Source organism: Lentisalinibacter salinarum (assembly GCF_040706555.1).
Classification (GTDB): Bacteria; Pseudomonadota; Gammaproteobacteria; order Steroidobacterales; family Woeseiaceae; genus Lentisalinibacter; species Lentisalinibacter salinarum.
The window spans coordinates 629776-655215 of record NZ_JAPDRH010000002.1 but is presented as its reverse complement, the minus strand read 5'-3'; the positions used below and the strand labels follow the sequence as shown (position 1 = coordinate 655215).

The window sequence follows — 25440 nt, the reverse complement described above, 5'->3', positions numbered from 1 at the left end:
CCGACGCCCATGCTGCTGCAGACGTTACTGGTCGCCCACATCGCCGTGCTCGGATACTGGCTGGGCTCGGAGCTGGTCATCAATTCCACCTTCCGCTACGTCTCGTACGCGGACGGCCTGCCGTTCGCGGAGCGGGACCGGCTGCTGGATCACGTCATGGACGTGGACCAGCACGTGCGCTACGCGCTGATACTGCAGCTGGGCCTCGGTACCGCGCTGGCGGCCCTGTACGGCTATCTGCCGGGCGGCGCGGCGCTCGCCGTCGTCGCCGGGCTGTTTGCGGCGGCATGGCTGGTGCTGGTGGAGCTGACGCATCGCCGGCGCAAGTCCTCTGCCGGAACGCTGCTGGCGCTGGCCGATCATGCGGTGCGCCACGCCGTGATGCTGGCGTTGCTGGTACTCGGTGCGCTGTCGCTGACCGGGCTCCTGCGGGCGCCGGGCTGGCTCGCCTGGAAGGTGATCCTCTTCGCCGGCGTCATCGTCTGCGGCGTCGGCATCCGGCTGGCGCTGGTCCGCTATTTCGCGGTATGGCAGGAGATCGGCGCGCACGGCAGCGACGCCGCGCTCGAGTCCCGGCTGCGGCAGGGTTACCGGCGGGCGACGTCGGTCCTCGTCGTCCTGTGGCTGTTGATTGCCGGCATTACGGTGCTGAGCGTCGTGAAGCCGGCGCTCGCCTGACGGACGGGCAAGCCGCCCGCCGCTAGGCGACGAGCTTCTTCGCGATCCCCGCGACGTGCTCTCCCTGGAAGCGGGCGATCGTGAGTTCCTTCTCCGACGGGGTGCGGCTGCCGTCCGTATCCGCCAGCGTAGCCGCGCCGTAGGCGCTGCCGCCCATCACCTCGTCCATCGTCGTCAGCGCCCGGCAGGTGTAGGGCACGCCCACCACCACCATGCCGTGATGGATCAGCGTGTTGTGGAAAGAGGTGATGGTGGTCTCCTGGCCGCCATGCTGGGAGGCCGTGGAGGTGAACACGCTGCCCACCTTGCCGACCAGCTTGCCGTTCGCCCACAGACCGCCGGTCTGGTCCAGGAAGTTCCGCATCTGCGCGCACATGTTGCCGAAGCGCGTCGGCGTGCCGAAGATTATGGCGTCGTAATCGGCCAGCTCGGCGGGTTCGGCCACCGGCGCGTCCTGGTTGGTCTTGGCGCCCGACTCTTCGAGCACCTTCTCGGGCACGAGTTCCGGCACCCGCTTCAGCGTGACGTCGGTTCCCTCGACGCCGGCGGCTCCTTCGGCCACCGCTTTCGCCATCGTCTCGATGTGGCCGTACATGCTGTAGTAGAGGACGAGTATTCGCGCCATCGTTGGTCTCCTGCTGATCGATCCTGCGAACCCGACCGCAGATGCTACCGGTAGTTCTTGCGCGAATCACCAATGGACGCCGCGCTGCGCCGTCCCGACAATACGGTTTCGTCAGTCTCGAGGATGCCGTCATGACAGGCGCCCCGGCCGCGCAGAATGTCGACGCCGTGCCCGTCGCCGCACTCGTCCCGTTCGTCCTGATCACCTTCGGCATCGCCTGGGGCGTGTTCTGCCTGTTCCTGTTCGCCCCCGATGCGGTGACGGCGGTATTCGGTGAGATCAGCGGCCGCAACCCGCTGTTCTATCTGGCCGTATGGGCGCCCGGCATTGCCGCTGTCGTGCTCGTGCTGCGGTATGCCGGCCTGCGCGGACTCCGGGGCTACCTTCGCCGGCTTGCCCTGTGGCGCTGTTCGCCTGCCTGGTATGCATTCGTCCTGCTCGGCATCCCGCTGCTGTTTGTCGCGGGCGTGGCACTGAAAGGCGACCTGGACGAGTGGTCCGCATGGTCGGGGACGGCCGGTTCGCTGGCGACGGCGCTGCTCTTGATGCTGTTTCTCGGTCCGGTCGAGGAATTCGGCTGGCGCGGTCTGGCCCTCCCGCTGGCTCAGCGCCGGCTCGCGCCTTTCTGGGCCGGTCTGGCGGTGGGTATCGTTTGGGCGCTCTGGCATTTTCCGGCTTTCCTTCTGAGTGGCACGCCCCAGGGCGCTTGGTCGTTCACGCCCTTCTTCCTGGGTTCGGTCGGGGCGGCGCTTATCGTGACGGCGCTGTTCAATGCCTCGCGCGGGAGCATCCTCCTGCCGCTGTTCTTCCATTTCTGGCTGAACAATCCCCTATGGCCGGATGCCCAGCCTTACGACATGTATCTCTTCTGCGCAGCGGCCGTAGTCGTTGTGTGGCTGAACCGCACGGCGATGTTCAGCCGGCAGGGCGCCGCGATCGGCGTCGTCGAGAGCCGCTATGCCAAACCGTATGCCTAGGATGAGAGGACTGTATGCGGCCGCGGTCTGGCTGCTGGCCGTCATCCCCGTCGCCCTGCCAGCGGCGGCCGGACCGGGGGAGGCGTTCCGGGACGCGCTGGAGGCGCTGCACGCCGAGCACGGTTTCCCGGGCGCCACGGCTGCCTGCGTCCTGCCCGACGGCTCGGTGTTGGTCGCGGCGACGGGGCTCGCCGACATGCATGCCAAAATGCCGATGAGGCCGGACGACCGGATGCTGGCTGCGAGCATCGGCAAGACCTTTACGGGTGCGATGGCGCTGGCTCTGTCGCGCGAGGGCCGGCTCGGGCTCGACGATCCCCTGGCCGAGTGGCTGGGCGACGAGCCCTGGTACGAGCGGCTGCCCAACCATGACACGATCACGCTGCGCCACCTGCTCCGGCATCGATCGGGCCTCTCCGACCACGTCTACGACGAGGCCTTCGGCGCCGAGTTTGCCCAGCGGCTCGCGACCGGCCGCTCGTTCGCGCCGCGGGAGTTGATCGGCTACGTACTCGACGAGGAGCCTCTGTTTCTGCCCGGCGAGGGCTTCGCATACACGGATACGGGCTACGTGCTGCTCGGACTGGTCATCGAGAAGGCGACGCGCGAGGGTTACTACGAGGGCGTGGCCCGGCGGTTCCTGGAGCCGCTCGGTCTTTCGCATACCTCGCCGTCTGATCGTCGCGACCTGGCCGGGTTGGTGCCGGGTCATCTGGCCGCCGACAACCCGTTCGGGCTGCCGGCGAAGACGCTCACGGAGGACGGGCTGCTGGCCTTCCATCCGGGACTCGAATGGACCGCCGGCGGCTTCGTCAGCAATTCCCGGGATCTGGCGCGCTGGGGCGCCGCCCTGTTCGGCGGGGCGGCGATGCCGGGAGACTACCTGCCGGTGCTGCTCGCCTCGGCGCCGATCGACCCGGCGCGGCCCGCCGCGCGCTACGGCCTGGGGGTTGCGGAGTTCCGCGGCGGGCATTTCGGCGCCGTGTACGGCCACGCCGGCTGGATCCCGGGCTACACGTCCAGCCTGCGCCATTACGCCGATCACGGTGTGACGATCGCCTTCCAGGTGAACACCGACATCGGATTCACCGAGCCGGGCAGCGAGCTCATGGGAGAGATCGAGGCGCGGCTCGCGGAGGCGGTCATCGGGCGTTGATGCGTGCCGTCGCCCATTGTTGTCGGCGGGCGGTCTGCCTAGACTGGCCCCATGAGAAAGACGGCGATCAATGACGTCACGATAGAGATCATCCGCGGCGACATCGCCGACCAGCCCGACATGGACGTGATCGTCAACGCGGCGAACGCGGAGCTGCAGACCGGCGGCGGCGTGGCCGGCGCGATCCACCGCGCTGCGGGGCCGGGCCTGGCCGAGGAGGGCAGTCAGTACGCGCCGATCCAGCCCGGCGAGGCGGTGATGACGGGCGCCCACGATCTGCCGAACCGTTGCGTCATCCATTGTCTGGGGCCGGTCTACGGTCGCGACGAGCCGTCCGACGAATTGCTGGCCTCCTGTTATCGCGTGGCACTGTCGCTGGCGGACGAAAACTCGGTGGCGTCCATTGCCTTCCCGGCGCTCTCCACCGGGGCTTTCGGCTTCCCGGCGGAACCGGCGGCGCGTATCGCACTGGGCGCGGTCCTGGAGGCGTTGCCGAAGCTGTCCGCCGTGAAGCACGTCCGGTTCGTGCTGTTCAGCGATGCCGACGCGGCGCTGTACGAGGAGACGCTCCAGTCCCTGCCGGCGGGGTGAGCGCCGCGGACGACCGGTAGCCGGCCAGGCCTTCGTGGCCCGCGATCGTGACTCCTTCGTCAGTTTGCGGTAATTTATTCCCGCATATGGTAGACAGGGACGTCAGGGGACGTGGGACATCCATTTCTTGATGCGCTCGCAACGTCGGTGCTCGTGGCGCTGGTTCTGGGCTTCGGCGGCAGCGAGAGCCAGTTTTTCAGCCTTGCGCATGCGCTCGCAGCGTTCGTCGGCACCGGCACCGGCCTGGCGATAGCCCGCCTGCATACCCGCCCGCCGCTGTGGCGCCTCGCCGTCGCCGCGTTCTGCGGCGTGAGCGTCGGCTACGGTCTCTTCGCCGTTCTCACCCCCGTCGGCCTGATCGATGCCGGTAACCTGCTCCGCGAGGCGGCCACGATCTTCGTCGCGCTCATACTCGGTTTCGGTGTTTCGCGGATCAGTGTCGGGCCGGCTGTGCCGCGGCGCCCGGTACGCGGCCGCCCATCAGGGAGGAGACGATGATGCGTCAGTTACTGACTGTTGTTCTCGTGGTCCTTTTCGCTGTCCCTTCCTGCGCTACGCTGGACGATGATCCAGCAGGGGGCGACCCGGCGGCTGGCGGCAATGCAGCCACCCATGCGGCCGCCGCCACGGAGTTGCTGGAGGTCACCCGTTCCCGCGAGATGATGGAGCGCTCCCAGGCGCAGACATTGTCGATGATCATGGAGTCGATCGAACTGGCGGGCATCCGCCCGGAGGATCGGGGGCGGTTCGAGCGGTGCTTCAGCCTGGCGAGGGACTTCATAGACCGCGAAATGTCCTGGGAGCGCGTCGAACCCGAGTTCGTCCGGGCCTACACGAACGTCTACGAGGAAGCGGAACTCCGGCAACTGATCGATTTCTACCGCTCGCCGGTCGGCAGAAAGATGATCGACCGTCAGCCCCTCCTGGAGGCCGAGGCACTCCGGATCATGCGTAACCTGATGGCTGACAGCCAGCCGCGGCTGATGGCCCTGCTGCGTGACGAGATGGAATCCGGAAGCCCGCGAGAGCGGGAAACGCCGGACTGGGCGGCAGGCGACGCCCCGCCGGACGTCGCGTGGCCTTCCGCTCTGCATTGACGCCGGCAGACCGATGGAGATCGCCCGGTCCGAATACGCACTGCTCGTAGCCGGCCTCTGTTTCGTGCTCGTCGGCCTTTACGAGCGATTCGTCCTGACTTACCGCGTCCTTTGCGTCCTGATGCTCGAGTCCGGATCGCAGAATGCGGCCATGCCGGTGAGTCCCGGCGTCGCCGCGGTGATCAGCTTCAGCGGAATTCCCGCGAGGTACTCCCGGTAGCGGCCCTTGTCCACGAAGCGCTCGGTGAAGCCGGAGCGGCGGAATAGGCCCAGGTTCGCCGGCACGATGCCGCCGGCGATGTAGACGCCGCCCAGGGCGCCGAACACCAGCGCCACGTCCGACGCGACGGTGCCGAGAAAACCGAAGAACAGGTTGAAGGTGCGAATGGCGTCTTCGTCGCCGGCGCGTGCCGCCTCGCTGACTTCCCGCGCTTTCGGTCGCTCGCCGCCGTGCAGCCCCTGATGCAGCCGTCCGATGCCCTCGCCGGAGAGTATGCGTTCTGCCGAGCAGTGGCCGAGTTCGTCGCGCACGCGCTTGATCACGCGCATCTCGTCGTCGTTGACCGCCGGCAGGGTCATGTGTCCGCCTTCGCCGCTCACCGGGATGTAGCCGGCATCGCTCATGACGAGTCCGGCCACGCCGAGGCCGGTGCCCGGACCGAGCACGGCCACGCTGCGGCCGGGCAGGCCGGCGCCGCCGCCGATGTCGATGCAGTCCTCGGCCGGCAGTGACGGCAGCGCGCAGGCTATGGCCTCGAAGTCGTTGATCACGTAGAGCTCGGAGAAGCCGAAGTCCGCGGCCAGACGGTCCTGCCGGAACGCCCAGTCGATGTTCAGCAGGTCGACCTCGTTGCCGGTGACGGGGGCCGCGACGGCGAGCCCGGCGGCTTCCGGCGGCGTGCCGCCGAGGCCGTCGAGATAATGGCGCAGCATGTCCTCGATGTTCTCGAAGGCTGCATTCTCCATGACCAGCGGATGCTCGATCTGGTGATGCGGCTGGCCGCGGCGCCAGCAGCCGACCCGGCTGTTGGTGCCGCCGATATCCGCGATCAGCCAGCGGTCGGGACCTGCAGAGATCATCGCCGCTTCTTCCTGAGGTCGGCGACGAAGCGGGTACGCCAGGCGGTGATGTCGTTGCGGCGCAGCGTGTCGATCATGGCGGCGTGGCGCTCACGGCGCTCGTCCACGGGCATGTGCAGGGAACGGTTGATGCCGTCGGCCACGTCCTCGGTGTCGTAGGGATTCACCAGCACCGCCTCGGTGAGTTCGTGGGCCGCGCCGGCGAGTTTGGAGAGTACCAGTACGCCAGGGTCTTCGGCATCCTGGGAGGCGAGATACTCCTTCGCCACCAGGTTCATGCCGTCGCGGATGGGCGTCACCAGCCCCACCCGCGCGGTGCGCAGCATGCCCATCAGCGTCGGGCGATCGAAGCCCTTGTTGAGGTAACGGATGGGCACCCAGTCCATGTCGGCGAAGCGGCCGTTGATCTGGCCGGCGGTGCGCTCCAGCTGGGCGCGGATCTCCTCGTAGGCGCGGATACCCACCCGGGTGGGCGGCGCGATCTGCATGAACACGAGGTTGCCCTGGTTGGAGGGATAGCGTTCCAGCAGGCGCTCGTAGGCCTGGAATCGTCGCCTGAGGCCCTTGGAATAGTCGAGGCGGTCGACGCCGATCAGGAGCTCGCGGTTGCCGAGGCTGGCGCGCATGCGCTGCACGTTCTCCGTGTCCTTGTTGGCCTCCGCCAGGGTTGCGATACCGTCGACGTCGATGCCGATGGGATAGACGTCGGCGATCAGCGAGCCGCCCGGGACGTCGATGCGATTGCCCTCCGCGAGTTCGCCGCCGATGATCGGGTGGGTCATCGCTTCCCGGAATGAGGCGAGGTCGCGCTCGGTCTGGAAGCCCACCACGTCGTAGGCGGACAGCGAGCGCAGCAGATACTCATGGTCGGGCAGCGCCTGCAGCACGTCGTAACCGGGGAACGGCACGTGCAGGAAGAAGCCGATGGGCTGGTCCACACCGGCGTTCCTGAGTTCGGCCGCGAGCGGGATCAGGTGATAGTCGTGCACCCAGATGATGTCGTCGGGTTCCAGCAGCGGCTTCAGCTTGCGCGCGAACAGTGCGTTCACCCGCAGGTAGGCCTCGAACTCGCGGCGGTCGTAGAGCATGTAGCTCAGCAGGTAGTGGAACAGCGGCCACAGCACCCGGTTACTGAAGCCGTTGTAGTACAGCTCGTACTCGCGCTCGTTCAGGTCGATGGTGGAGAAGGTGATCTTGCCGCGAGTGACATGCTGCGGGTCGTGGCTGTCGCTGGCGGTCAGTTTGCCGTCCCAGCCGAACCATACGCCGCCTTCGTCCTCCAGCGCCGCAAGCACGCCGACGGCCAGGCCGCCGGCCGCGGGCCGGTTGGGATTCGGCATCGCCACCCGGTTGGAGACGGTGATCAGACGTCCGTTGCCGCTCATGTACTGCTCCCTAGATGGCCTCGGCCCAGCTCTTGCTGAGGCGCATGGCACCGTCGATGATACCGGCCATGCTGTAGGTCTGCGGGAAGTTTCCCCACAGCGAATTGTCCCGCGGGTCTATGTCTTCGGAGAGCATGCCCAGCGGGTTCCGGCAGCTCAGCATATGCTCGTAGAGTTCCCGCGCTTCTTCCTCCCGGCCGATGGACGCCAGCGCATCGATGTACCAGAAGGTGCAGATATTGAATGCGTTTTCCGGTTCGCCGAAGTCGTCGGCTGCCGCGTAGCGGAACACGTGATGACCGCGGCGCAGCTGCTTCTCGATGGCGTTCACCGTGCCGATGAAACGGGGATCGTCGGCCTTCAGGAAACCGAGGTAGTGCATCATCAGCAGGCTCGCGTCCATCTCCGGGCGCCCGAAGCTCTCGGTGAAGGCCTGCTGCCTGTCGTCCCAGGCCTGCTCGCAGATGACCCGGTGGATGTGCTGCGCCTGTCGGCCCCAGTAGGCCGCGCGGTCGGCGAGGCCGAGCCGCGTGGCGATGCGCGCCAGGCGGTCGCAGGCCGCCCAGCACATGAGCGACGAGAAGGTGTGCACTCTCTTTCGCCCCCGGTATTCCCACAGGCCGGCGTCCGGCTGATCGTGCAGCCGCACCGCGACGGCGCCGAGCTGCTCCAGCAGCTGAAACTCCGCCATGCCGCCCGGATGCGTGAGGCGCTGGTCGAAGAACATCTGCGTGGAGGAGAGGACGACTGCGCCGTAGACGTCGTGCTGGTTCTGTTCGTAGGCCTGGTTGCCGAGGCGTACCGGGCCCATGCCGCGGTAGCCGGAGAGCGATTCCACCTCGCTCTCGGTCAGGTCCGCCCGGCCGCTGATGGCGTAGACGGGCTGCAGCTCGGTCAGGCCGGCCTCGGTGGAGACGTCGATGATGTAGCGCAGATACTCCTCCATGGTCTTCGTGGCGCCTAGCCGGTTCAGCACGTTCACCACAAAGTAGCTGTCGCGCAGCCAGCAGTAGCGGTAGTCCCAGTTGCGCCCGCTGCCGGCGGCCTCCGGGATGGAGGTGGTCATGGCCGCGATCACCGCGCCCGTATCCTCGAAGGTGCAGAGCTTCAGCGTGATGGCCGCACGGATCACCGCTTCCTGCCACTCGAAGGGGATGGCGAGGCCCCGTGACCAGCCGCGCCAGAATCGCTCGGTGGCTTCCAGGTGGTTGTGGTAGGTGTCCGAGACCGCCTCCGGGATGGACTCGTCGGGGCCGAGTATCAGGTGTACCGGCCGGTCGAGTACGAAGCTGGACTGGTCCAGCACCCGGGTGATCGAGACGTCGGTGGTGAGCCGCATCCGCATGCCGGAGCCCAGGTAACGGATGTGGTTGCTGCCGCGGCGGGTCTTGCAGGCCTTGCGCCCGTAATCGCGCGCCGGGTTCAGCCGGATTCGGATGCGCGGGCTGCCGCTCACCGGCGTGACGGCGCGTATCAGCATCATCGGCCGGAACATGCGCCCCATGTAGGGGTAGCGCGGAGCGAAGTCGGTGATGGCGATGGCGCCGCCGTGGCGGTCGTACAGGGTGGTGCGCAGTATCGGCGTGTTCGGCACGTACTCCTGCTCGGCGTGCTCGAAGTCCTGCAGCTCGATCTCGAAGTAGCCGGGCCGTTCCCGGTCTTCCTCGCTGCGCAGCAGACGGCAGAAGACGGGATCGCCGTCGAACTGGGGCAGGCAGCCCCAGACCATCACGCCCCGGCTGTCGATGAGCGAGGCGATCTGGCAATTGCCGATGACCCCGAGATTCAGATCCGTCATGCGCGACCCCTTTGCGTCGTCGTCTTCAGTGACTCGAAAAATCCCGATAATGAGGGAAGAGCGGACGCGGTCAAGAGTCCGCCAGCGCGTCGAGCCATGCGTAGACCGCCTCGATGTCCGGCAGCGACCAGCGCGCCAGCGTGCCGGTCTGGCGGGCGCTCTCGCGGACGTGGATGGAGTGTCCGCCCAGTTCGTTCACCACCGAGAAGCCGGCCTCGTCGGTGATGTCGTCGCCGACGAAAACCGGAAGCCGCCCGGCGAAGGGCTCCACGGTCATGAAATCCTCGATGGCCTTGCCCTTGCTGCGACCGGCCGGCATGAGCTCGCAGACCATCTTGCCTTCCATCAGGCGAAAGCCGGGTCCGAGGTCTTCGCCGATGGCGCGCATGGTCTCCACGACCGCCGGGCCCGCGGCCGGCGCGCGGCGGTAATGCAGCGCGACACCCTGGGGCTTGTGTTCCAGCAGCACGCCGGGACGGCCCGCGACGAAGGTCTGCAGACGGTCCATCGCATCGTCGGGCAGCTGCGCACCCTCGCGGTATTCCACGGGGTCGTCGGGATGCCGGCGCAACTCCAGGCCGTGGGCGCCGGCGGCGGGCAGTACCAGCGGGCTGAAGACCCGATCGATGTCGTGCACCGGGCGCCCGCTGATCAGCGCCAGCGCCCCGTCGAGCCGCTCGGCCAGACGCGACAAAAGCGCGTTGAGCTCGGCGCTGGACGCCACCTCCGCGGGGTCGTCGCGGAAGCCGAGCAGCGTCCCGTCCACGTCCAGGAACAGCGCCCAGCGACGGGCGTCGCCGAGTGGCGGCGCAGGCTTCAGGTTCTTTGCTGTCGTTGTCACGGCGGTGCGAGCATTGCGCACCGCGGCGCGCTTTGCAAACACCTGCGCGGCCGGTATTCGGTAGAATCCGCCGCATGATCGCCCCGAGATTCCTGCGTCAGCCCTGGATCTGGTTGCTCGCGCGCATCACCCGCCTGTGGATCAGACCGGCCGTGCTGCCGGAGCAGCCCGCGGAGCTGATGGCGCCGCCCGGTACCCGCGTTTGCTATGTCCTCGAGTACGGCGGGCTGGCGGATCGGCTCGCGCTGGAGCAGGCCTGCATAAGGCACGACCTGCCGCTGGCCGGGGAGGGCGTCGTGTTTGCGGGGCAGGAGGAATCCACGGCGCTGATCGTGCTGCGTAGCCCGCGGGGTCTGCTGTTCGGCCGCCGCCGCAAACAGATATCGGCGCGGCTCGAGCGCCTGGTGGCCGCCGCGGGCCGCGAGGGCGACGAGGAGTTGTTGCTGGTGCCCGTGGCCGTCTACTGGGGCCGGGCGCCGGAGAAGGAACGCTCCTGGTTCAAGGTGCTGTTCAGCGAGCAGTGGGATATCGGCGGCCGCACGCGCAAGTTCCTGAGTACGGTCCTCTACGGCCGCGCCACGCTGGTGCATTTCAGCGAGCCGCTGTCCGTGCGCCGTGTGGCGGCGGAGGGGCTCAGCGCGCGGCTCGCCTCGCGCAAGATCTCGCGGATACTCCGCGTGCATTTCCGCCAGCGCCGCGTCGCGACCCTGGGCCCGGATCTGTCCCATCGCCGCACGCTCGTGAACGGGGTGGTGCGCAGCGCCAGCGTGCGCGGCGTGATCAGCCAGGAGTCCCGCGGCGATGCCCGCAAGCGCGAGCGGCTGCGGCGCAAGGCGCGGGAGTACGCCCGGGAGATCGCGGCCGACATGTCCTACCCCATGGTGCGCTTCCTGGACAAGGTGCTCACCTGGGCCTGGCATCAGCTCTACGACGGCATCCGCCTGAACGGCATCGAGCGGGTGCAATCCGTGGCCGAGGGCAGGGAACTGGTGTACGTGCCCTGTCACCGCAGCCACATGGACTACATCCTGCTGTCCTACGTGCTCTATCACCAGGGCCTGTCGCTGCCCCACGTCGCCGCGGGCGTGAACCTGAATCTGCCGGTGGTGGGCTCCATCCTCAGGCGCGGCGGCGGCTTCTTCCTGCGCCGCAGCTTCCGTGGCAACCGCCTGTACGCCTCGGTGTTCTATGCCTATCTGCGGGCGCTGATCACCCGCGGCTTCAGCATCGAGTACTTCGTGGAGGGCGGGCGCAGCCGCACCGGGCGGCTGCTCAAACCCAAGGGCGGCATGCTGGTGATGACGGTGGAGTCGTTCCTGCAGGATCCCCGCCGTCCGGTCGTGTTCGTGCCCGTGTACTTCGGCTACGAGAAGCTGGTGGAAGGCAAGGCGTACATCAGCGAGCTCTCGGGCGAGGAGAAAAAGAAAGAGACCGTGCTCGGCCTGATCCGCTCCCTGCGGACGCTGCGCGACTACTTCGGCGAGGTGTACGTCAACGTGGGCGAGCCGCTGGAACTCACCGCGCTGCTGGACGCGCACCGTCCGGGCTGGCGGGACGAGGAGCTGATCGAGGGCGAACGGCCGGCCTGGCTCCCGGAGGTGGTCGGCGACCTGGAGCGCCGCATCATGTGGCGCATCAACGCGGCCGCTGCCGTCACGCCGATCAGCCTGCTGGCCCTGGCGCTGCTGGCGACGCCCCGCCAGACCATGCCGGAGTCCACGCTGCACCGCCAGCTTACGCTGCTGCTGGAGCTGCTGCGTCGCTTCCCCTACAGCGACGCGGTCACGGTCACCGAACTCGGGCCCGAAGCCGTCATCGCCCATGGCGAGAAGATGGGCGTCATCCGGCGCGAGGAGCATCCCCTCGGCGATCTCATCCTCATGCGGGAGAGCGAGGCGGTGCTGATGACCTATTTCCTGAACAACGTGCTCCACCTGCTGGCCGTCCCGGGTCTGGTGGCCGCCTGCTTCATCCAGAGTCGCCGGCTCGCACTGGCCGAGGTGGTGCGCCTGGTGGGTCTGACCTATCCGTACGTGCGCGTGGAGCTGTTCCTGCGCTGGCGGGGAAGCGAGGTGGAGACGCTGGTGCGCGACGTCATCGGCCAGCTCACCGGCCTCGGGCTCCTGCGTCTGTCCGAGGACGGCCAGACGCTGCGCCGGCCCCGCGCGGGCAGCGCAGCCGCCTTCCAGCTGGTCCAGCTCGGCCGCCTGATGCTGCCGATGCTGCAGCGTTACTACATGACCATCGCGCTGCTGGAGCGCTATGGGTCGGGACGTCTCACCCAGGGGCGGCTGGAGCGTATCTGCGAACTCTCGGCGCAGCGCCTGTCGATGGTCTCCGGGCTGCGCTCGCCGGACTTCTTCGACCGCAAGCTGTTCCAGGAATTTATCCGCACGCTGCGCAAGGGCGACGTGCTCTCCGTCGACGCCGAGGGCCGGCTGGCGTTCGGCGAGGACCTGGTGCGCGTCGAGGAAGACGCCCGCCAGGTACTCGGCGAACAGCTCTGCCACCACATCCTCAGCACCACCGTGAGCGAGCTGCCGCCCGAAGAGGCGGAGCGGGAACAGGCCTGAGGCGCCTGCATCTGCACCCCGGGTGCCCGGTGTTGCGTACAATTGCGTCCATGAGCAGCACTCCCCGCAGCACGGACGGCTACGCCTGCGACGTCGTCTCCTTCTATCGTTTCGTCTCTCTGTCGGCGTACCGGCAGCTGCGCGAGCCGCTGCTCGCGGCCGGACGCGAGCGAAATCTGCTCGGCACCGTCCTGCTGGCGCCGGAAGGCATCAACGCAACACTCGCCGGCGAGCGCGGCGAACTCGTGTCGATGCTCGACTGGCTGGGCGGCATGGAGGGGCTTGGGGGCCTGGAGGGCCGCTGGTCGCGCGCGGACGAGCCGCCTTTCCGGCGGCTGCGGGTGCGCCTGCGCAGGGAGATCGTCAGCCTCGGGCGGCCCGACGTCGACGCGTCGGCGCTCACCGGCGAGCGGGTTGCGCCGGCAGAGTGGAACCGGCTGATCTCGGATCCGGAGACGCTGGTCATCGACACGCGCAACCGCTACGAGATCGACGTGGGGCGGTTCCCCGGCGCCGTCGATCCCGGCACGGACAGCTTCCGCGATTTCCCGGCCTTCGTCGACGAACGGCTGGCCGGCGTGCGCGATCGGCCCATCGCCATGTACTGCACCGGCGGCATCCGCTGCGAGAAGGCGACGGCCATGATGCATGAGATGGGCTTCGAGCGGGTCTACCAGCTGGAAGGCGGAATCCTCGGCTATCTGGACGAGATGGCGGAATCGCCCGACAACCGCTGGGAGGGCGAGTGCTTCGTCTTCGACAGCCGGGTGGCCGTGGACCGGCGCCTGGCCCCCGGCCACTACGTGCAATGCCACGCCTGCCGGCGGCCGCTGTCCGCCGCGGACGTGGCATCGCCGCTCTACGAAGAGGGCGTGAGCTGCCCCCACTGCCACGGCGACGTCGACGCCGACCGCGCCGAGCGGCTGGCCGAGCGGCGCCGCCAGGTGGAACTGGCCGAGGCCCGCGGCGAGCGGCATATCGGCGCCGTTTACGAAGCCAGGGAAGAGGAGTAGCTCAGGCGTTCAGGTCGGGGATCAGTTCGCTCTCGAGGCGGGTGATCATGTCCTTCAGCTGCAGCTTGCGCTTCTTCAGGCGCCGCAGCCGGAGCTGGTCGACCAGGGGATCCTCCGACAGGCGGTCGATGAGGTCGTCCAGGTCCCGATGGCTGATGCGAAGCTCCCGCAGGCGCTCCAGGTCCCGGAATGCGTCGTTCTCGACGTTGTTGTTGTCGGTGATCTCGCCGTCCACGCTTTCTTAGTAAGCCGAAATCCGGCGCTTGTCCAGTCTTTCCCGGTCGCAGCCCGGGTCTCAGCCTCGGTCTCGACCCATCTATCAACCAATAGGCGGCCACTGGCGGTCCTGCGGGCCCGTCACCAGGAAGTGCGGGTTCAGGATGTCCGCCTTGGCGTTGTAGGCCAGCGGCGAGCCGCCGGCCACCGTAACGCGCCCGCCGGCGGCCTCCACCACGGCCTGGGCGGCAGCGGTATCCCACTCCGATGTCGGACCGAGCCGGGGATAGACGTCGGCGCCTCCTTCGGCGACGACGCAGAATTTCAGCGACGAACCCATGGGTACGAGTTCGTGCTCGCCCAGTTCCTCGAGCCAGGCGTCCAGACTTGCGCCGCGGTGCGAGCGGCTGCCGACCACGCGTACCGGAGATGCAGATTCCTCGGCGACGCGGATGGCCTCGCTGCTCCCGCCGTCGACGAGACGCCGCGCGCCGTAGCCGTGCAGGCCGGTGTAGGTCTTGCCCTGCACGGGCACGTGCACGACGCCGAGCACTGCCTGATGGCCCTCCACCAGGGCGATGTTCACGGTGAACTCGCCGTTGCGGCTGACGAACTCCTTCGTGCCGTCGAGGGGGTCCACCAGCCAGTAGCGCTGCCAGGCGCTGCGCTCGCCGTAGGACGGCATGCCGTCTTCCTCGCTCAGCACGGGCATGCCGGGCGTCAGCTGTTTCAGGCCCTGCACAATGATGTCGTGGGCCGCGCGGTCGGCCGCCGTGATGGGGGAGTCGTCCTGTTTGTTCTCCACGTCGAAGTCGGTCTCATAGACCTCCAGGATGGCCTGACCGGCATCCCGGGTGACGGCCACCACGTTCTTCAGGAGTTGCTGTCGGTTCTGCACGTATCCTCCGTGTTACTGACCGGCATCACCGGATTTCTTCGTCTTCCTGCGTCGGCGCCGCTTCTTCTTCTCGCCGCCGTCGCCGGATTTGGCCTTGCTGCCGCCGTCGTCGGAGCGGGCCTTCCTGCCGCTGCCGCCGCCGCTCCCACGGCCGCTGCGCCCGCCGCCGCGGGACGGCCTGCCGCCGCCGCCGGGGCGGTCGCCGATGCGCTTGCGCGGCCGCCGGGGCGGGCGCTCGATCTCCGGCAGCGCCTCGTGATCGAAGCTCGCCACCGGGATCTTGTTGCCGATGTAGTCCTCGATGTCGGGCAGCGACACCACGTACTGTTCGCAGCCGAAGCTGATGGCGTCGCCCGATGCGCCCGCCCGCGCCGTGCGGCCGATGCGATGCACGTAGTCTTCGCGGTCCTGGGGCAGGTCGTAGTTGAACACGTGACTCACGTCGGGCACGTGCAGGCCGCGTGAGGCGACGTCGGTGCCGATCAGCACCGCGAGTTCGCCGCTCTGGAAGTCGGATAGCATGCGCTCGCGCTTGCGCTGGGGGACGTCGCCGGAGATGGCCTGGGCGTTGATGCCGTTCGCGCGCAGCGTGTCCTCGAGTCTTTCCGCCTCCCGCTTGGTGTTCACGAACACCATCGTGCGCTTGGCGTCCCTCTCGCGCAGCAGCTTGATGAGCAGCGGCAGCTTCTCCTCGTTGGAGGGATAGTAGATGACCTGGCGCACGCGGTCGGCCGTCACCTTCTCGGGCTCGATGCGGATCAGCTCCGGATCGTTCATGTGCTCGTAGGCGAGTTCCATCACCCGGTGCGAGAGGGTGGCCGAGAACAGCATGTTCAGCCGTTCGGTCGGCGGGGGCAGGCGCCGCAGCACGTAGCGGATGTCCTTGATGAAGCCCAGATCGAACATGCGATCGGCCTCGTCCAGCACCATGACCTCCACGTGGTTCAGGTTGAACACACCCTGCTTGAAGTAGTCGATGAGGCGTCCCGGCGTGCCGACCAATACGTCGATGCCGGCGGTGATGTGGTCGCGCTGCTTGTCGTAGTCCTTGCCGCCGTAGGCCAGCGCGAGCTCGAGACCCGTGTGGCTGCCCAGGGTTTCGGCGTCGGCGGCGATCTGCACCGCGAGTTCCCGGGTAGGGGCCAGGATGACCGCACGCGGCGCCGACTGCTTGCTGTCCGGCCGCTCGCTCGCGAGCAGCCGATCGAAGAGGGCGATAAGGAACGCGGCCGTCTTGCCCGTCCCGGTCTGCGCCTGGCCGGCGACGTCGCGGCCCTCGAGCGCGATGGGCAGCGTCCGGCTCTGGATCGGCGTGCAGTATTCGAAACCGGCATCTTCGATGCCTTTGCGTATCGCGTCCGGCAGCTCCAGATCCCTGAAGGCCAGTTCGCTCAGATGATTTTCAGACATGGGTTCCCGTGGGGAAAAAGTGAATGTAAGGCTTGCAAATTCGGCCGCGAAGGGTTCAAATTAACCCCAGTTCGCTGCGACAGCCGTCGCACCTGCCAGAATTCGCTACCACCAAATCTCAAGAGAAGCCGCACAAGACCGGCGAGAAAGCTGCGACATATTGCCTGATCGGGAAGGCGCCGTCACCTGCCTGGTCCGGTGCCGAAAGAAATATGCGCTGTCGGGGTAGCTCCGACTCTGGACACTGAATCATTCGATACTGCGGGGAGGTTAACAGCGGTGACTGACCAGATCGTTCATACGAGTGACGCGACGTTCGAGCAGGACGTACTGCAGTCCGATCGTCCGGTGTTGCTGGACTTCTGGGCGGAGTGGTGCGGTCCCTGCAAGATGATTGCGCCGCTGCTCGATGACGTATCCGGCGAGTACGGCGATCGATTGAAGGTGGCGAAGATCAACATCGACGAGAATCCTAACACGCCGCCGAAATTCGGGATCCGCAGTATCCCTACCCTGATGCTGTTCCGTGACGGAGCAGTACAGGCACAGAAAATGGGTGCGATGTCGAAATCGCAACTTGTCGAGTTTTTGGATGCCAACTTGTGAGAGGCTACTTGGGTAATCAAGCAAGAGGACGGTCGAAGCAATCTTCCCGTCCGAAAAATCAGAATGGACCGCCGCGCAAACCGCGCCGGCGGAAAAGCGGCAACACGCAGCACGGCTACGAGGATCTCCCGGCCGACGAGGAGAATCTCGAGGTCATCACGCCGGAGCAGCTGGCCGACAGCAAGAATGTGATGAACCTCACCGAGCTCAAGACGCGTCCCGCGTCGGAGCTGGTGGAGCTTGCGGAGGAGATGGGGCTGGAAGGCCTCGCACGCTCGCGCAAGCAGGACATCATCTTCGCGATGCTGAAGGCGCATGCGAAGCAGGGCGAGGACATCTACGGCGACGGCGTGCTGGAGATCCTGCAGGACGGCTTCGGCTTCCTGCGCTCGTCCGACAGCTCCTACCTGGCCGGTCCGGACGACATCTACGTGTCGCCCAGCCAGATCCGGCGCTTCAACCTGCGCACCGGCGACACCGTCTCCGGCCTGATCCGCCCGCCGAAGGACGGCGAGCGCTATTTCGCGCTGCTGAAGGTGGGGCAGATCAATTTCGACGCGCCGGAGAACGCGAAGAGCAAGGTGCTGTTCGAGAACCTGACGCCGCTGTTCCCGAAGGACCGGCTGCAGCTCGAGCAGGGCAACGGCAGTACCGAGGACCTGACGGCACGCATCATCGACATGGTCGCACCCATCGGCAAGGGCCAGCGCGGCCTCATCGTCTCGCCGCCGAAGGCCGGCAAGACCATGCTGCTGCAGAACATCGCCTCGGCCATCGCGGCGAACCATCCCGAGTGCGATCTCATCGTGCTGCTCATCGACGAGCGGCCCGAGGAGGTCACCGAGATGGAGCGCACGGTGCGCGGCGAAGTCGTCTCCTCCACTTTCGACGAGCCGGCCAGCCGTCACGTGCAGGTGGCCGAGATGGTGATCGAGAAGGCCAAGCGGCTCACCGAGCACAAGCGCGACGTCGTGATCCTGCTCGACTCCATCACGCGTCTGGCACGTGCCTACAACACCGTGGTGCCGTCGTCCGGCAAGGTGCTGACGGGCGGCGTGGACGCCAACGCCCTGCACCGGCCGAAGCGCTTCTTCGGCGCGGCACGCAACATCGAGGAGGGCGGCTCGCTTACCATCCTCGCCACGGCGCTGATCGACACCGGCTCGAAGATGGACGATGTCATCTACGAGGAGTTCAAGGGCACCGGCAACATGGAGATCCACCTGGATCGGCGCATCGCCGAGAAGCGGGTGTTCCCGGCCATCAACATCAACCGCTCCGGTACCCGGAAGGAAGAGTATCTGACCCAGCCGGACGAGCTGCAGAAGATGTGGGTGCTGCGCAAGGTGCTGCATCCGATGGACGAGCTCGCCGCGGTCGAGTTCCTGCTGTCGAAGCTGCAGGACACCAAGACGAACGTCCAGTTCTTCGAGGCAATGAAGCGCTGAGGAACCGCTGAGACGGCGCCGCCGTCTCCGCATCAGTACAGTCGGCGGTGCCTGTGCGGTTCTAGCGGTCGGCCGCGGCAGCGGCCTCGCGGGCGATGGCGCGGTGACCGATGTCGCGGCGGAAATAGACGCCATCCCAGCGGATGCAGTCGACGCCCCGGTAGGCCGAGTCCCGCGCTGCCGTGACGCTCGCGCCGAGCCCCACGACGCAGAGCACGCGCCCGCCGGCCGTCACCACCCGATCGCCGTCCATGCGCGTGCCGGCATGGAAGACCTTGACGCCGTCCACGGCTGCGGCGCGATCCAGGCCCGCGATGGCGTCGCCTTTGGGATAGTCGTCCGGGTAACCGCCTGCGGCCATCACCACGCCGAGTGAGGCGCGGGGATCCCATTGCGCCTTCGCGTCGGCCAGGCGGCCGTCCAGCGCGGCCTCGCAGAGCTCGACCAGGTCGCTCTCCAGCCGCGCCATGATGGGCTGGGTCTCCGGGTCGCCGAAGCGGCAGTTGAATTCGAGCACCCGCGGCGCGCCGCTCTCGTCGATCATCAGCCCGGCATACAGGAACCCCAGGTAGTCGACGCCGTCCGCCGCCAGTCCGTCGATGGTGGGGCGGATCACCTCGTCCATGATGCGGCGTTCTATCGTGGGCGTGACGACCGGTGCAGGGGAGTAGGCGCCCATGCCGCCGGTGTTCGGGCCGGTGTCGCCCTCGTCCCGGGCCTTGTGATCCTGGGAGGTGGCCAGCGGCAGGATGTGGCGCCCGTCGGTGATGACGATGAAGCTCGCCTCTTCGCCCTGCAGGAACTCCTCCACGACGATGCGTTGGCCGGCACCGCCGAACGCGCCGGCCTGGAGCATGTTCCGCGCTGCCTCCTCCGCGGCCTCGACGGTGTGGGCGACCACCACGCCCTTGCCGGCGGCGAGGCCGTCCGCCTTCACCACCAGCGGCGCGCCCTGCCCGCGAATGTAGTCGAGCGCCGGCGTCAGTTCGGTGAAGTTGCCGTAGGCGGCCGTGGGGATGCGGTGGCGGGCCAGGAAGTCCTTGGTATAGGCCTTGGAGCCTTCCAGCCTCGCGGCTTGTGCGCGGGGTCCGAAGCAGCGCAGCCCGGCCTCCGCGAAGGAGTCGACGACGCCTGCGACGAGCGGGACCTCCGGACCGACGATCGTGAGATCGACGTCCTCCCGGCGGGCCAGCGCGAGCAGGCCTTCGATGTCGTCCGCCGCCACCGCGGCGTTGCGGACCCCGGGTTCCAGCGCGGTGCCTGCGTTGCCCGGCGCGACCACGACTTCGTCGACCCTGGGTGATGCGGCGCATTTCCAGGCCAGCGCGTGCTCGCGCCCGCCGCCGCCCACGATGAGTATCTTCAAGGCAACTCCTCCGGCTCAGTGACGGAAGTGCCGCATGCCGGTGAACACCATCGCGATGTCGTGCTCGTCGGCCGCGGCGATGACCTCCTCGTCGCGTACGGAACCGCCGGGTTGGATCACGGCCCGAACGCCGTGCTCGGCCGCCGAGTCGATGCCGTCGCGGAACGGGAAGAAGGCGTCGGACGCCATGGCGGCGTCCTTCGTGGAGAGCCCGGCATCGGCCGCCTTGATGGCGGCGATGCGCGTGGAGTAGACCCGGCTCATCTGACCGGCGCCCACTCCGATGGTGGCGCTGCCGCGGGCGAAGACAATCGCGTTGGACTTGACGTATTTGGCCACCCGCCAGGCGAACATCAGATCGGCGATCTCGCCGGCCGAGGGTTCGCGGCGGGTCACCACGCGCAGCTCGCCCGCCTCGATGCGGCCATCGTCCCGGTCCTGCACCAGCAGACCGCCGGAGACCTTCTTCAGGTCGACGGCCGGCCGCGGGGGCCGCGTCTCGCCGGTGACGAGAACGCGCACGTTCTTCTTCGCGGCCAGCACCTCGGCGGCGCCATCGGCCAGGGCCGGGGCCACGATGACTTCCACGAACTGCCGATCCAGGATCTCGCGGGCCACCTTCTTCTGCAGCGGCGCGCTGAAGGCGATGATGCCGCCGAAGGCGGATACCGGATCGGTGGCGTAGGCCCGCTCGTAGGCCTCGAGCTGCGACCCGGCAGCGGCCACGCCGCAGGGGTTGGCGTGCTTGACGATCACGCACGCGTGGCCTTCGAACTGGCGTACGCATTCGAGCGCGGCGTCGGCATCCGCGATGTTGTTGTAGGAAAGCGCCTTGCCCTGGATCTGGTCCGCGCCCGCCAGCGTGCCGCGCAGGTCGCCCGCATCGGCATAGAAGGCGGCCTGCTGGTGGGGGTTCTCGCCATAGCGCAGACTGGCTATGCGCCGCCCGCCTGCGGCGAAGCGCTCGCCGAGCCGGCTGTCACCCGCCGCCTCGGTGAGCCACGCCGAGATGGCCGCATCGTAACTGGCCGTATGGGTATAGGCCTTCGCGGCGAGGCGCAGGCGCAGAGCCTCGTCCACGCTGCCTTCATCCAGCGCGCTGAGGACGGCCTCGTAGTCGGCCGGGTCCACCAGTACGAGGACATCGCGGTGGTTCTTCGCCGCGGCCCGGATCATGGCGGGGCCGCCGATGTCGATGTTCTCGATGGCGTCGGCGAGGGTCGCATCCGCCGCGCTGACCGTCTGCTCGAAGGGATAGAGGTTGACGGCGAGTACGTCGATGGCGTCGATGCCGTGCTCGGCCATGACGGCGGCGTCGGTATCCCGGCGGCCCAGCAGTCCGCCGTGGATCTTCGGGTGCAGCGTCTTCACCCGGCCGTCCATGATCTCGGGGAAACCGGTGTGCGCCGAGACGTCGGTGACTTCCAGACCGGCATCTCGCAGCGCGCCGGCGGTGCCGCCGGTGGAGAGCAGCTCGTAGCCGCTGCCGGCCAGGCCCCGCGCCAGTTCCACCACCCCGGTCTTGTCGGAGACGCTCAACAGCGCGCGGCGGGGTCGCGTCATCGGCTCTGCTCCCGGTGTGTGTCCTGGCGCCGACGGCCGCTCAGCGCAGCAACGCGTACGCCTTCAGTTTCTTCCGCAAGGTGCCCCGGTTTATGCCCAGGATCGAGGCGGCCTCGCTCTGGTTGCCGCCGGTGTATTCGAGCACCGTGCGCAGCAGCGGCTTCTCCACTTCGCTGAGCACCAGTTCGTAGAGATCCCCCGGCCGGTAGCCGTTCAGGCTCTCGAAATACTGGTTCAGGGCTTCCTGGGTGTGGTCGCTCAGGGACTTGTCGTTGCCGAGCGTCGGCTTTCGCTTCTTCTTTCGTGTCGATGGAGCCACGTCGATTCGTTCCCCGCAGATCGCCGCCACGACCGCCGGCCGCAGCGCTTCCGTTGACTGTTGCTGCTGAACAGCGGGATCAGGCGGCTCGTGCACCGGCCCGGTCCGTGCTGTCGAGAAAGCGCTCGGTGAGGAGCAGTTGCTCCCTGGCGCTCTCAACGCGCACCACCTGGCGTCGGTATTCATCACCATCCGTCAGATGGCGGCTGTACCAGGACAGGTGTTTGCGTGCCACCCGGACACCGCGCTCTTCCCCATAGAAACGGTGCAGGTCTTGCAGGTGGGCGGTGATGATAGCACGGAGCTCGGCAGCGTCCACAGGCGGCGGCGCGGTGCCGTGACGCAGATGGTGGAGGACCTCCCGGAATATCCACGGCCGGCCCTGTGCCGCCCGGCCGATCATCACCGCGGCGGCGCCGGTTACGCGCAGAACTTCGAGTGCCTTTTCAGGACCGTCGATATCGCCGTTGGCGATCACCGGTATGGAGACTGCGTCGACGACCTGCGCAATGGTCGCGTATTCCGCGCTGCCGGCGAAGCGGCAGGCGCGGGTGCGTCCGTGGATGGCCAGCGCCCGGATGCCGCAGTCCTCGGCGAGTTTCGCAACGCGCACGCCATTGCGGTTATCGGGGTTCCAGCCGGTCCGCGTCTTCAGCGTGACGGGTACGTCGACCGCGGCCACGACCGCGGCGAGGATGTCGGCGACCCGGCGCTCGTCCTGCAGCAGCGCCGAGCCGGCGAGCTTGCGGCAAACCTTCTTGGCCGGGCAGCCCATGTTGATGTCGACGATGTCGGCGCCGGCGTCGGCGACGGCGCGGGCTGCCTCCGCCATCGGCGCGGGATCGCTGCCGGCGATCTGCACCACCCGTGGCCAGGGATCGCCTTCCAGGCGCAGTCGGTGCCGTGACTTCTCCGAGCGCCAGAGCGAGGTGTCCGCGGTGGTCATCTCCGTGGCGGCCAGGCCCGCCCCGAACCGGCGCGCGAGGCGGCGGAAAGGCAGGTCGGTGGTGCCCGCCATGGGGGCGAGCAGCACGGGCGACGCGATGTCGATGGTGCCGATGCGCATTAGCGGCAGGCGCCGGAGCAGCGCAGGTCGCCTTCAGCGCCCCGGTAGCAGACATGCAGTTCGTAGCCTGACGCCTCGCTGCCCGGATCCGACAGACGGGCGCGGGCGCGCACGCGATCGCCCGGATGCATGCGGACGTCGCGCAAATCCCCCTCGGGCAGATAGTCCTCAGCCTCGACCGAGCGGCTGCCGATCACGCTCTGCCAGCGGTCCGTCAGCGAGACGTGCAGCAGCGGATAGGGCTGGGGCCGGTCGCCCTGGTGAACGATGACGCTGGTGATCTGCAGCGAATCCCTGCTGGCATCGCCGCTGGACGACTCGACGCACAGCGCGCCGATGTCCCAGCGCGGCTGCACGTCGGCGCCGAACAGGCCGTAGATCTGCTGCAGGCGGGGACCGAATTCCGGATGCGTCGCCAGCTCGGCACGCTGGCCGTGGATGACCTGGGCGCCGAGCGCCGCGACCAGCAGCAAGGCGGCCGCCGACCACAGCAGCGTCAGCGACCGTCCGCGGCGGCGCGGCAGCAGTGTCTGGTCGATGATCTCCTCTTCGCCGTCTTCCGCAGGCGGCTCCCGGGCCGCACCCCCGGCCGTCTCGCTGTCGATCTCCCGGGAGGCTTCGGCGGCCGGCTGCGACTCCCCGCGATCTTCCCGCCCGCGCTCCTCGACGGCGGCCGCCGCGGCGTCGCTGTCGGGGCGGAGGATCGCCGCGAACTCGCCGCTCTGCACGATCTCGTCGAACAGGGCCGCGGATGCCGCGAGGTCGTCCCGGTCTTCGCCGGCAGCGGGACGCTCGCCCTCCTTTTCCGCTTCGTCCGTCCGGTCGCCGGCCGTGGCGGGCTGTTCGGGCACCGCGGGTTCGTCGGGCGCCGTCGGTTCTTCGGCCACCGTGGGTTCCTCCGGCGCCGCGGCTTTCTCGGGCGCTGACGGCGCCTCCTCCGCCGGCTCTTCGGCGAGGGTGAGCTCTTCGAGCGGCGCCTGCGCCTCCGGTCGTTGCGCGGCCGGGGCGCTGTTCTCGTCGCCGGTCTCATGCTCCAGCCCGAGTCCCAGGGTGGTCTCGTCCAGCTCGAGTTCGGCGAGCAGTGCCCGCCACTCGTCCTCGTCGCCGAGATCGCCGGTCTCCCCCGCGTCTTCGCCGGCATGGGGCGTCGGCTCTGCCGGTTTCCCGGCCGGACCGTCCGTCTGCGGGCCGGCCGCGGCGGCTTCGTGCCGCGGCTCGCCTTCCTCTTCGTCAGACTCAGCGGCAAGTTCACCGCCGAAGGAAGCCAGGATTTCCTCCAGGGGCGTGTCGTCGTCGAAGCGCTGGGGCTCGCGCTCGGGTTCGCCTTCCGGTTCGGGCTCGTGCTCGGGTTCGGCCTCGGGTTCTGGTTCGGCCTCGGATTCCCGTTCGGGTTCCGGTTCGGCCTCGGGCCCCGTTTCGGGCCGGAATTCCAGTTCCGATCCGGTTTCCGGCGCGGCTTGCCACAGCGCTTCGGGCTCCTCCATCGGCGCGGGCGTCCATTCCGCTTCTTCCGCCGGACTCCCTGCAGACTCGGTCTCGGTCTCGGTCTCGGTCTCGGTCTCCGGCTCCGGCTCCGGCTCCGGCTCCGGCTCCCGCTTCGGTTCGGATTCCGGCTCCGGTTCCGGCCCGGCCTCGGCGCCGATCTCCGGCGCCGGCTCTTCGATCGACTCCGGCTCGGGTGCCGGCGGCTCGGCCGGTTGCGGCGGCTCGTGGGACAGCGTTTCCAGTGCGTCGAACACCGTCCCGCATGCGCCGCAGCGCACCCGCCCGTGGGCGCGTTTCAGATCTTCCGGCCCGATCTGGTAGACGGTCCGGCATTCGGTGCATTGGGTGTACACGGCCTCAGTCTTCCCGGCGCCTGCCGCTGATCATGATCCAGTCCTCGCGTGCGACCGCCGGCGCGGTCTCGAACCAGGGCTCATAGGCGGCGCGGATCTCGTCCGCCTGACTCGCGAGGATACCCGATAACACGATCTCGCCGCCGCCCCGGGTCAGTGCGGCCAGCCGCGGTGCGAGTCCGACCAGGGGGGCGGCGAGGATGTTCGCCAGCACGATGTCGAACGCGGCGTCGCCGAGTTCGTCCGGGGCGACGACGCCGAGACGCCCGGCGACGCTGTTGCGTCCCGCATTTGCCCGTGCTGCCGTGAGGGCCTGTGCGTCGATGTCGGTGGCGCTCGCCTGCCCGGCGCCGAGGAGCAGGGCGGCGATGGCGAGGATGCCCGAACCGCAGCCGTAATCGAGGACGCTGAGTCCGTCGACGCGGGCCGCGTCGAGCCATTCCAGACACAGGGCCGTGGTCGCGTGGGTGCCGGTGCCGAAAGCGAGGCCGGGGTCCATGTTCAGCACCACTGCGTTCGGCTCTTCCACCACGCTGCCGGTCGGACATACCCAGAGGCGATGCCCGAAACGCATGGGCCGGAAGTCGCGCAACCACTCCCGCTCCCACGCGCGGTCCGCCAGCGTCTCCACTCGCCATGCCGGAAGTTCGTCCAGTTCGAGCGCGGCGCGCAGGCCGGCACTCAGGGCTTCCTCGTCGAGATCGTCGTCGAACAGCGCGGTGACGAGGGTGGCGGGCCAGAGCGGGGTCTCGCCCGGCGCGGGCTCCAGCACCGGCGAGTCGCCAGCGTCGGAGTAGGTGACGGCGCCGGCGCCGAGGTCCTCCAGCGCGGCCTCCACCCGCTCCGGGTCGAGCCCGTCCAGAGCCATGGTGAACTGACGCCAAGACATCCCGCCG

The 25440-nt window shown here is 68.2% G+C and carries 24 protein-coding genes; 10 read left to right on the top strand and 14 right to left on the bottom strand.

Features of this window, described 5'->3' with window-relative positions:
* Positions 1-9 precede the first annotated feature (9 nt).
* The gene (locus ACJMKZ_RS05995; protein WP_405232280.1) at positions 10-678 is read left to right on the top strand and encodes a hypothetical protein; all 669 of its coding nucleotides are present in this window, start codon (positions 10-12) and stop codon (positions 676-678) included.
* Positions 679-700: 22 nt separating this feature from the next.
* Here the strand turns inward: ACJMKZ_RS05995 and wrbA are convergent, their stop codons facing one another.
* Positions 701-1303 carry an NAD(P)H:quinone oxidoreductase gene (gene wrbA, locus ACJMKZ_RS05990; protein WP_405232279.1) on the bottom strand — a complete coding sequence of 201 codons (603 nt, stop codon included), beginning with the start codon at positions 1301-1303 and terminating at the stop codon, positions 701-703.
* A 167-nt stretch (positions 1304-1470) separates the two neighbouring features.
* On the opposite strand from wrbA, the gene ACJMKZ_RS05985 reads away from it, so the two are divergent.
* The 5 genes from ACJMKZ_RS05985 to ACJMKZ_RS05965 all read left to right on the top strand — a co-directional run bounded on the left by ACJMKZ_RS05985 (position 1471) and on the right by ACJMKZ_RS05965 (position 5124).
* A complete protein-coding gene (locus ACJMKZ_RS05985; protein WP_405232278.1) occupies positions 1471-2280 on the top strand; it encodes a CPBP family glutamic-type intramembrane protease in 810 nt (269 codons plus the stop codon).
* A gap of 1 nt (position 2281) precedes the next feature.
* Positions 2282-3436 (top strand): serine hydrolase domain-containing protein, encoded by a 1155-nt coding sequence (locus ACJMKZ_RS05980; RefSeq protein WP_405232277.1) that lies wholly within the window; start codon positions 2282-2284, stop codon positions 3434-3436.
* Between the two features lie 51 nt (positions 3437-3487).
* On the top strand, positions 3488-4027 hold the full coding sequence (locus ACJMKZ_RS05975; RefSeq protein WP_405232276.1) for a macro domain-containing protein: 540 nt from the start codon (positions 3488-3490) through the stop codon (positions 4025-4027).
* 111 nt (positions 4028-4138) lie between these two features.
* Positions 4139-4525, top strand: coding sequence for a hypothetical protein (locus ACJMKZ_RS05970; RefSeq protein WP_405232275.1), 387 nt, complete (start codon positions 4139-4141; stop codon positions 4523-4525).
* On the top strand, positions 4522-5124 hold the full coding sequence (locus ACJMKZ_RS05965) for a DUF2059 domain-containing protein (RefSeq protein WP_405232274.1): 603 nt from the start codon (positions 4522-4524) through the stop codon (positions 5122-5124). The genes ACJMKZ_RS05970 and ACJMKZ_RS05965 overlap by 4 nt, the downstream gene beginning before the upstream one ends.
* Positions 5125-5223: 99 nt before the next feature.
* On the opposite strand, the gene glk is transcribed toward ACJMKZ_RS05965, so the two are convergent.
* From glk to otsB, 4 genes are all read right to left on the bottom strand, one after another.
* Positions 5224-6204 (bottom strand): glucokinase, encoded by a 981-nt coding sequence (glk, locus tag ACJMKZ_RS05960; protein ID WP_405232273.1) that lies wholly within the window; start codon positions 6202-6204, stop codon positions 5224-5226.
* Positions 6201-7589, bottom strand: coding sequence for an alpha,alpha-trehalose-phosphate synthase (UDP-forming) (otsA, locus tag ACJMKZ_RS05955; protein WP_405232272.1), 1389 nt, complete (start codon positions 7587-7589; stop codon positions 6201-6203). Before otsA ends, glk begins: the two co-directional genes overlap by 4 nt.
* Positions 7590-7599: 10 nt before the next feature.
* Positions 7600-9387, bottom strand: coding sequence for a glycoside hydrolase family 15 protein (locus tag ACJMKZ_RS05950; RefSeq protein WP_405232271.1), 1788 nt, complete (start codon positions 9385-9387; stop codon positions 7600-7602).
* 70 nt (positions 9388-9457) lie between these two features.
* Positions 9458-10228 carry a trehalose-phosphatase gene (otsB, locus tag ACJMKZ_RS05945; protein WP_405232270.1) on the bottom strand — a complete coding sequence of 257 codons (771 nt, stop codon included), beginning with the start codon at positions 10226-10228 and terminating at the stop codon, positions 9458-9460.
* 74 nt (positions 10229-10302) lie between these two features.
* On the opposite strand from otsB, the gene plsB reads away from it, so the two are divergent.
* Both plsB and trhO read left to right on the top strand, forming a co-directional pair.
* Positions 10303-12801 carry a glycerol-3-phosphate 1-O-acyltransferase PlsB gene (gene plsB, locus ACJMKZ_RS05940; RefSeq protein ID WP_405232269.1) on the top strand — a complete coding sequence of 833 codons (2499 nt, stop codon included), beginning with the start codon at positions 10303-10305 and terminating at the stop codon, positions 12799-12801.
* Between the two features lie 50 nt (positions 12802-12851).
* A complete protein-coding gene (trhO, locus tag ACJMKZ_RS05935) occupies positions 12852-13814 on the top strand; it encodes an oxygen-dependent tRNA uridine(34) hydroxylase TrhO (RefSeq protein ID WP_405232268.1) in 963 nt (320 codons plus the stop codon).
* A 1-nt stretch (position 13815) separates the two neighbouring features.
* Here the strand turns inward: trhO and ACJMKZ_RS05930 are convergent, their stop codons facing one another.
* The 3 genes from ACJMKZ_RS05930 to rhlB form a co-directional block, all read right to left on the bottom strand.
* Positions 13816-14049, bottom strand: coding sequence for a DUF465 domain-containing protein (locus ACJMKZ_RS05930; protein WP_405232267.1), 234 nt, complete (start codon positions 14047-14049; stop codon positions 13816-13818).
* An 84-nt stretch (positions 14050-14133) separates the two neighbouring features.
* The gene (gene cysQ / locus ACJMKZ_RS05925; RefSeq protein WP_405232266.1) at positions 14134-14928 is read right to left on the bottom strand and encodes a 3'(2'),5'-bisphosphate nucleotidase CysQ; all 795 of its coding nucleotides are present in this window, start codon (positions 14926-14928) and stop codon (positions 14134-14136) included.
* A gap of 12 nt (positions 14929-14940) precedes the next feature.
* Positions 14941-16338, bottom strand: coding sequence for an ATP-dependent RNA helicase RhlB (gene rhlB / locus ACJMKZ_RS05920; protein ID WP_405232265.1), 1398 nt, complete (start codon positions 16336-16338; stop codon positions 14941-14943).
* A gap of 279 nt (positions 16339-16617) precedes the next feature.
* Here rhlB and trxA point away from each other — a divergent pair, with 279 nt between their 5' ends.
* Positions 16618-16944 (top strand): thioredoxin TrxA, encoded by a 327-nt coding sequence (trxA, locus tag ACJMKZ_RS05915; RefSeq protein WP_405227350.1) that lies wholly within the window; start codon positions 16618-16620, stop codon positions 16942-16944.
* A 191-nt stretch (positions 16945-17135) separates the two neighbouring features.
* Positions 17136-18392 (top strand): transcription termination factor Rho, encoded by a 1257-nt coding sequence (gene rho, locus ACJMKZ_RS05910; protein ID WP_405232264.1) that lies wholly within the window; start codon positions 17136-17138, stop codon positions 18390-18392.
* 61 nt (positions 18393-18453) lie between these two features.
* On the opposite strand, the gene purD is transcribed toward rho, so the two are convergent.
* The 6 genes from purD to prmA form a co-directional block, all read right to left on the bottom strand.
* Positions 18454-19758 (bottom strand): phosphoribosylamine--glycine ligase, encoded by a 1305-nt coding sequence (gene purD / locus ACJMKZ_RS05905; protein ID WP_405232263.1) that lies wholly within the window; start codon positions 19756-19758, stop codon positions 18454-18456.
* A gap of 15 nt (positions 19759-19773) precedes the next feature.
* Positions 19774-21321, bottom strand: a complete 1548-nt coding sequence (gene purH / locus ACJMKZ_RS05900) for a bifunctional phosphoribosylaminoimidazolecarboxamide formyltransferase/IMP cyclohydrolase (RefSeq protein ID WP_405232262.1) — start codon at positions 21319-21321, stop codon at positions 19774-19776.
* Positions 21322-21361: 40 nt separating this feature from the next.
* On the bottom strand, positions 21362-21640 hold the full coding sequence (fis, locus tag ACJMKZ_RS05895) for a DNA-binding transcriptional regulator Fis (protein ID WP_405232261.1): 279 nt from the start codon (positions 21638-21640) through the stop codon (positions 21362-21364).
* Between the two features lie 79 nt (positions 21641-21719).
* Entirely contained in the window at positions 21720-22715 is a 996-nt protein-coding gene (dusB, locus tag ACJMKZ_RS05890; RefSeq protein WP_405233144.1) for a tRNA dihydrouridine synthase DusB, read from the bottom strand.
* The gene (locus tag ACJMKZ_RS05885) at positions 22706-24544 is read right to left on the bottom strand and encodes a DUF3426 domain-containing protein (protein WP_405232260.1); all 1839 of its coding nucleotides are present in this window, start codon (positions 24542-24544) and stop codon (positions 22706-22708) included. The genes dusB and ACJMKZ_RS05885 overlap by 10 nt, the downstream gene beginning before the upstream one ends.
* 4 nt (positions 24545-24548) lie before the next feature.
* Entirely contained in the window at positions 24549-25433 is an 885-nt protein-coding gene (prmA, locus tag ACJMKZ_RS05880) for a 50S ribosomal protein L11 methyltransferase (protein WP_405232259.1), read from the bottom strand.
* Between the last annotated feature and the right edge of the window lie 7 nt (positions 25434-25440).

What these genes read in the sequence shown, in the direction of transcription:
- ACJMKZ_RS05995 (WP_405232280.1), top strand. Translation starts at nt 10, where the DNA reads ATGCTGCTGCAGACGTTACTGGTCGCCCACATCGCCGTGCTCGGATAC.
- wrbA (WP_405232279.1), bottom strand. Translation starts at nt 1,303, where the DNA reads ATGGCGCGAATACTCGTCCTCTACTACAGCATGTACGGCCACATCGAG.
- ACJMKZ_RS05980 (WP_405232277.1), top strand. Translation starts at nt 2,282, where the DNA reads ATGAGAGGACTGTATGCGGCCGCGGTCTGGCTGCTGGCCGTCATCCCC.
- ACJMKZ_RS05975 (WP_405232276.1), top strand. Translation starts at nt 3,488, where the DNA reads ATGAGAAAGACGGCGATCAATGACGTCACGATAGAGATCATCCGCGGC.
- ACJMKZ_RS05965 (WP_405232274.1), top strand. Translation starts at nt 4,522, where the DNA reads ATGATGCGTCAGTTACTGACTGTTGTTCTCGTGGTCCTTTTCGCTGTC.
- glk (WP_405232273.1), bottom strand. Translation starts at nt 6,204, where the DNA reads ATGATCTCTGCAGGTCCCGACCGCTGGCTGATCGCGGATATCGGCGGC.
- otsA (WP_405232272.1), bottom strand. Translation starts at nt 7,589, where the DNA reads ATGAGCGGCAACGGACGTCTGATCACCGTCTCCAACCGGGTGGCGATG.
- ACJMKZ_RS05950 (WP_405232271.1), bottom strand. Translation starts at nt 9,387, where the DNA reads ATGACGGATCTGAATCTCGGGGTCATCGGCAATTGCCAGATCGCCTCG.
- plsB (WP_405232269.1), top strand. Translation starts at nt 10,303, where the DNA reads ATGATCGCCCCGAGATTCCTGCGTCAGCCCTGGATCTGGTTGCTCGCG.
- trhO (WP_405232268.1), top strand. Translation starts at nt 12,852, where the DNA reads ATGAGCAGCACTCCCCGCAGCACGGACGGCTACGCCTGCGACGTCGTC.
- rhlB (WP_405232265.1), bottom strand. Translation starts at nt 16,338, where the DNA reads ATGTCTGAAAATCATCTGAGCGAACTGGCCTTCAGGGATCTGGAGCTG.
- rho (WP_405232264.1), top strand. Translation starts at nt 17,136, where the DNA reads ATGAACCTCACCGAGCTCAAGACGCGTCCCGCGTCGGAGCTGGTGGAG.
- purH (WP_405232262.1), bottom strand. Translation starts at nt 21,321, where the DNA reads ATGACGCGACCCCGCCGCGCGCTGTTGAGCGTCTCCGACAAGACCGGG.
- prmA (WP_405232259.1), bottom strand. Translation starts at nt 25,433, where the DNA reads ATGTCTTGGCGTCAGTTCACCATGGCTCTGGACGGGCTCGACCCGGAG.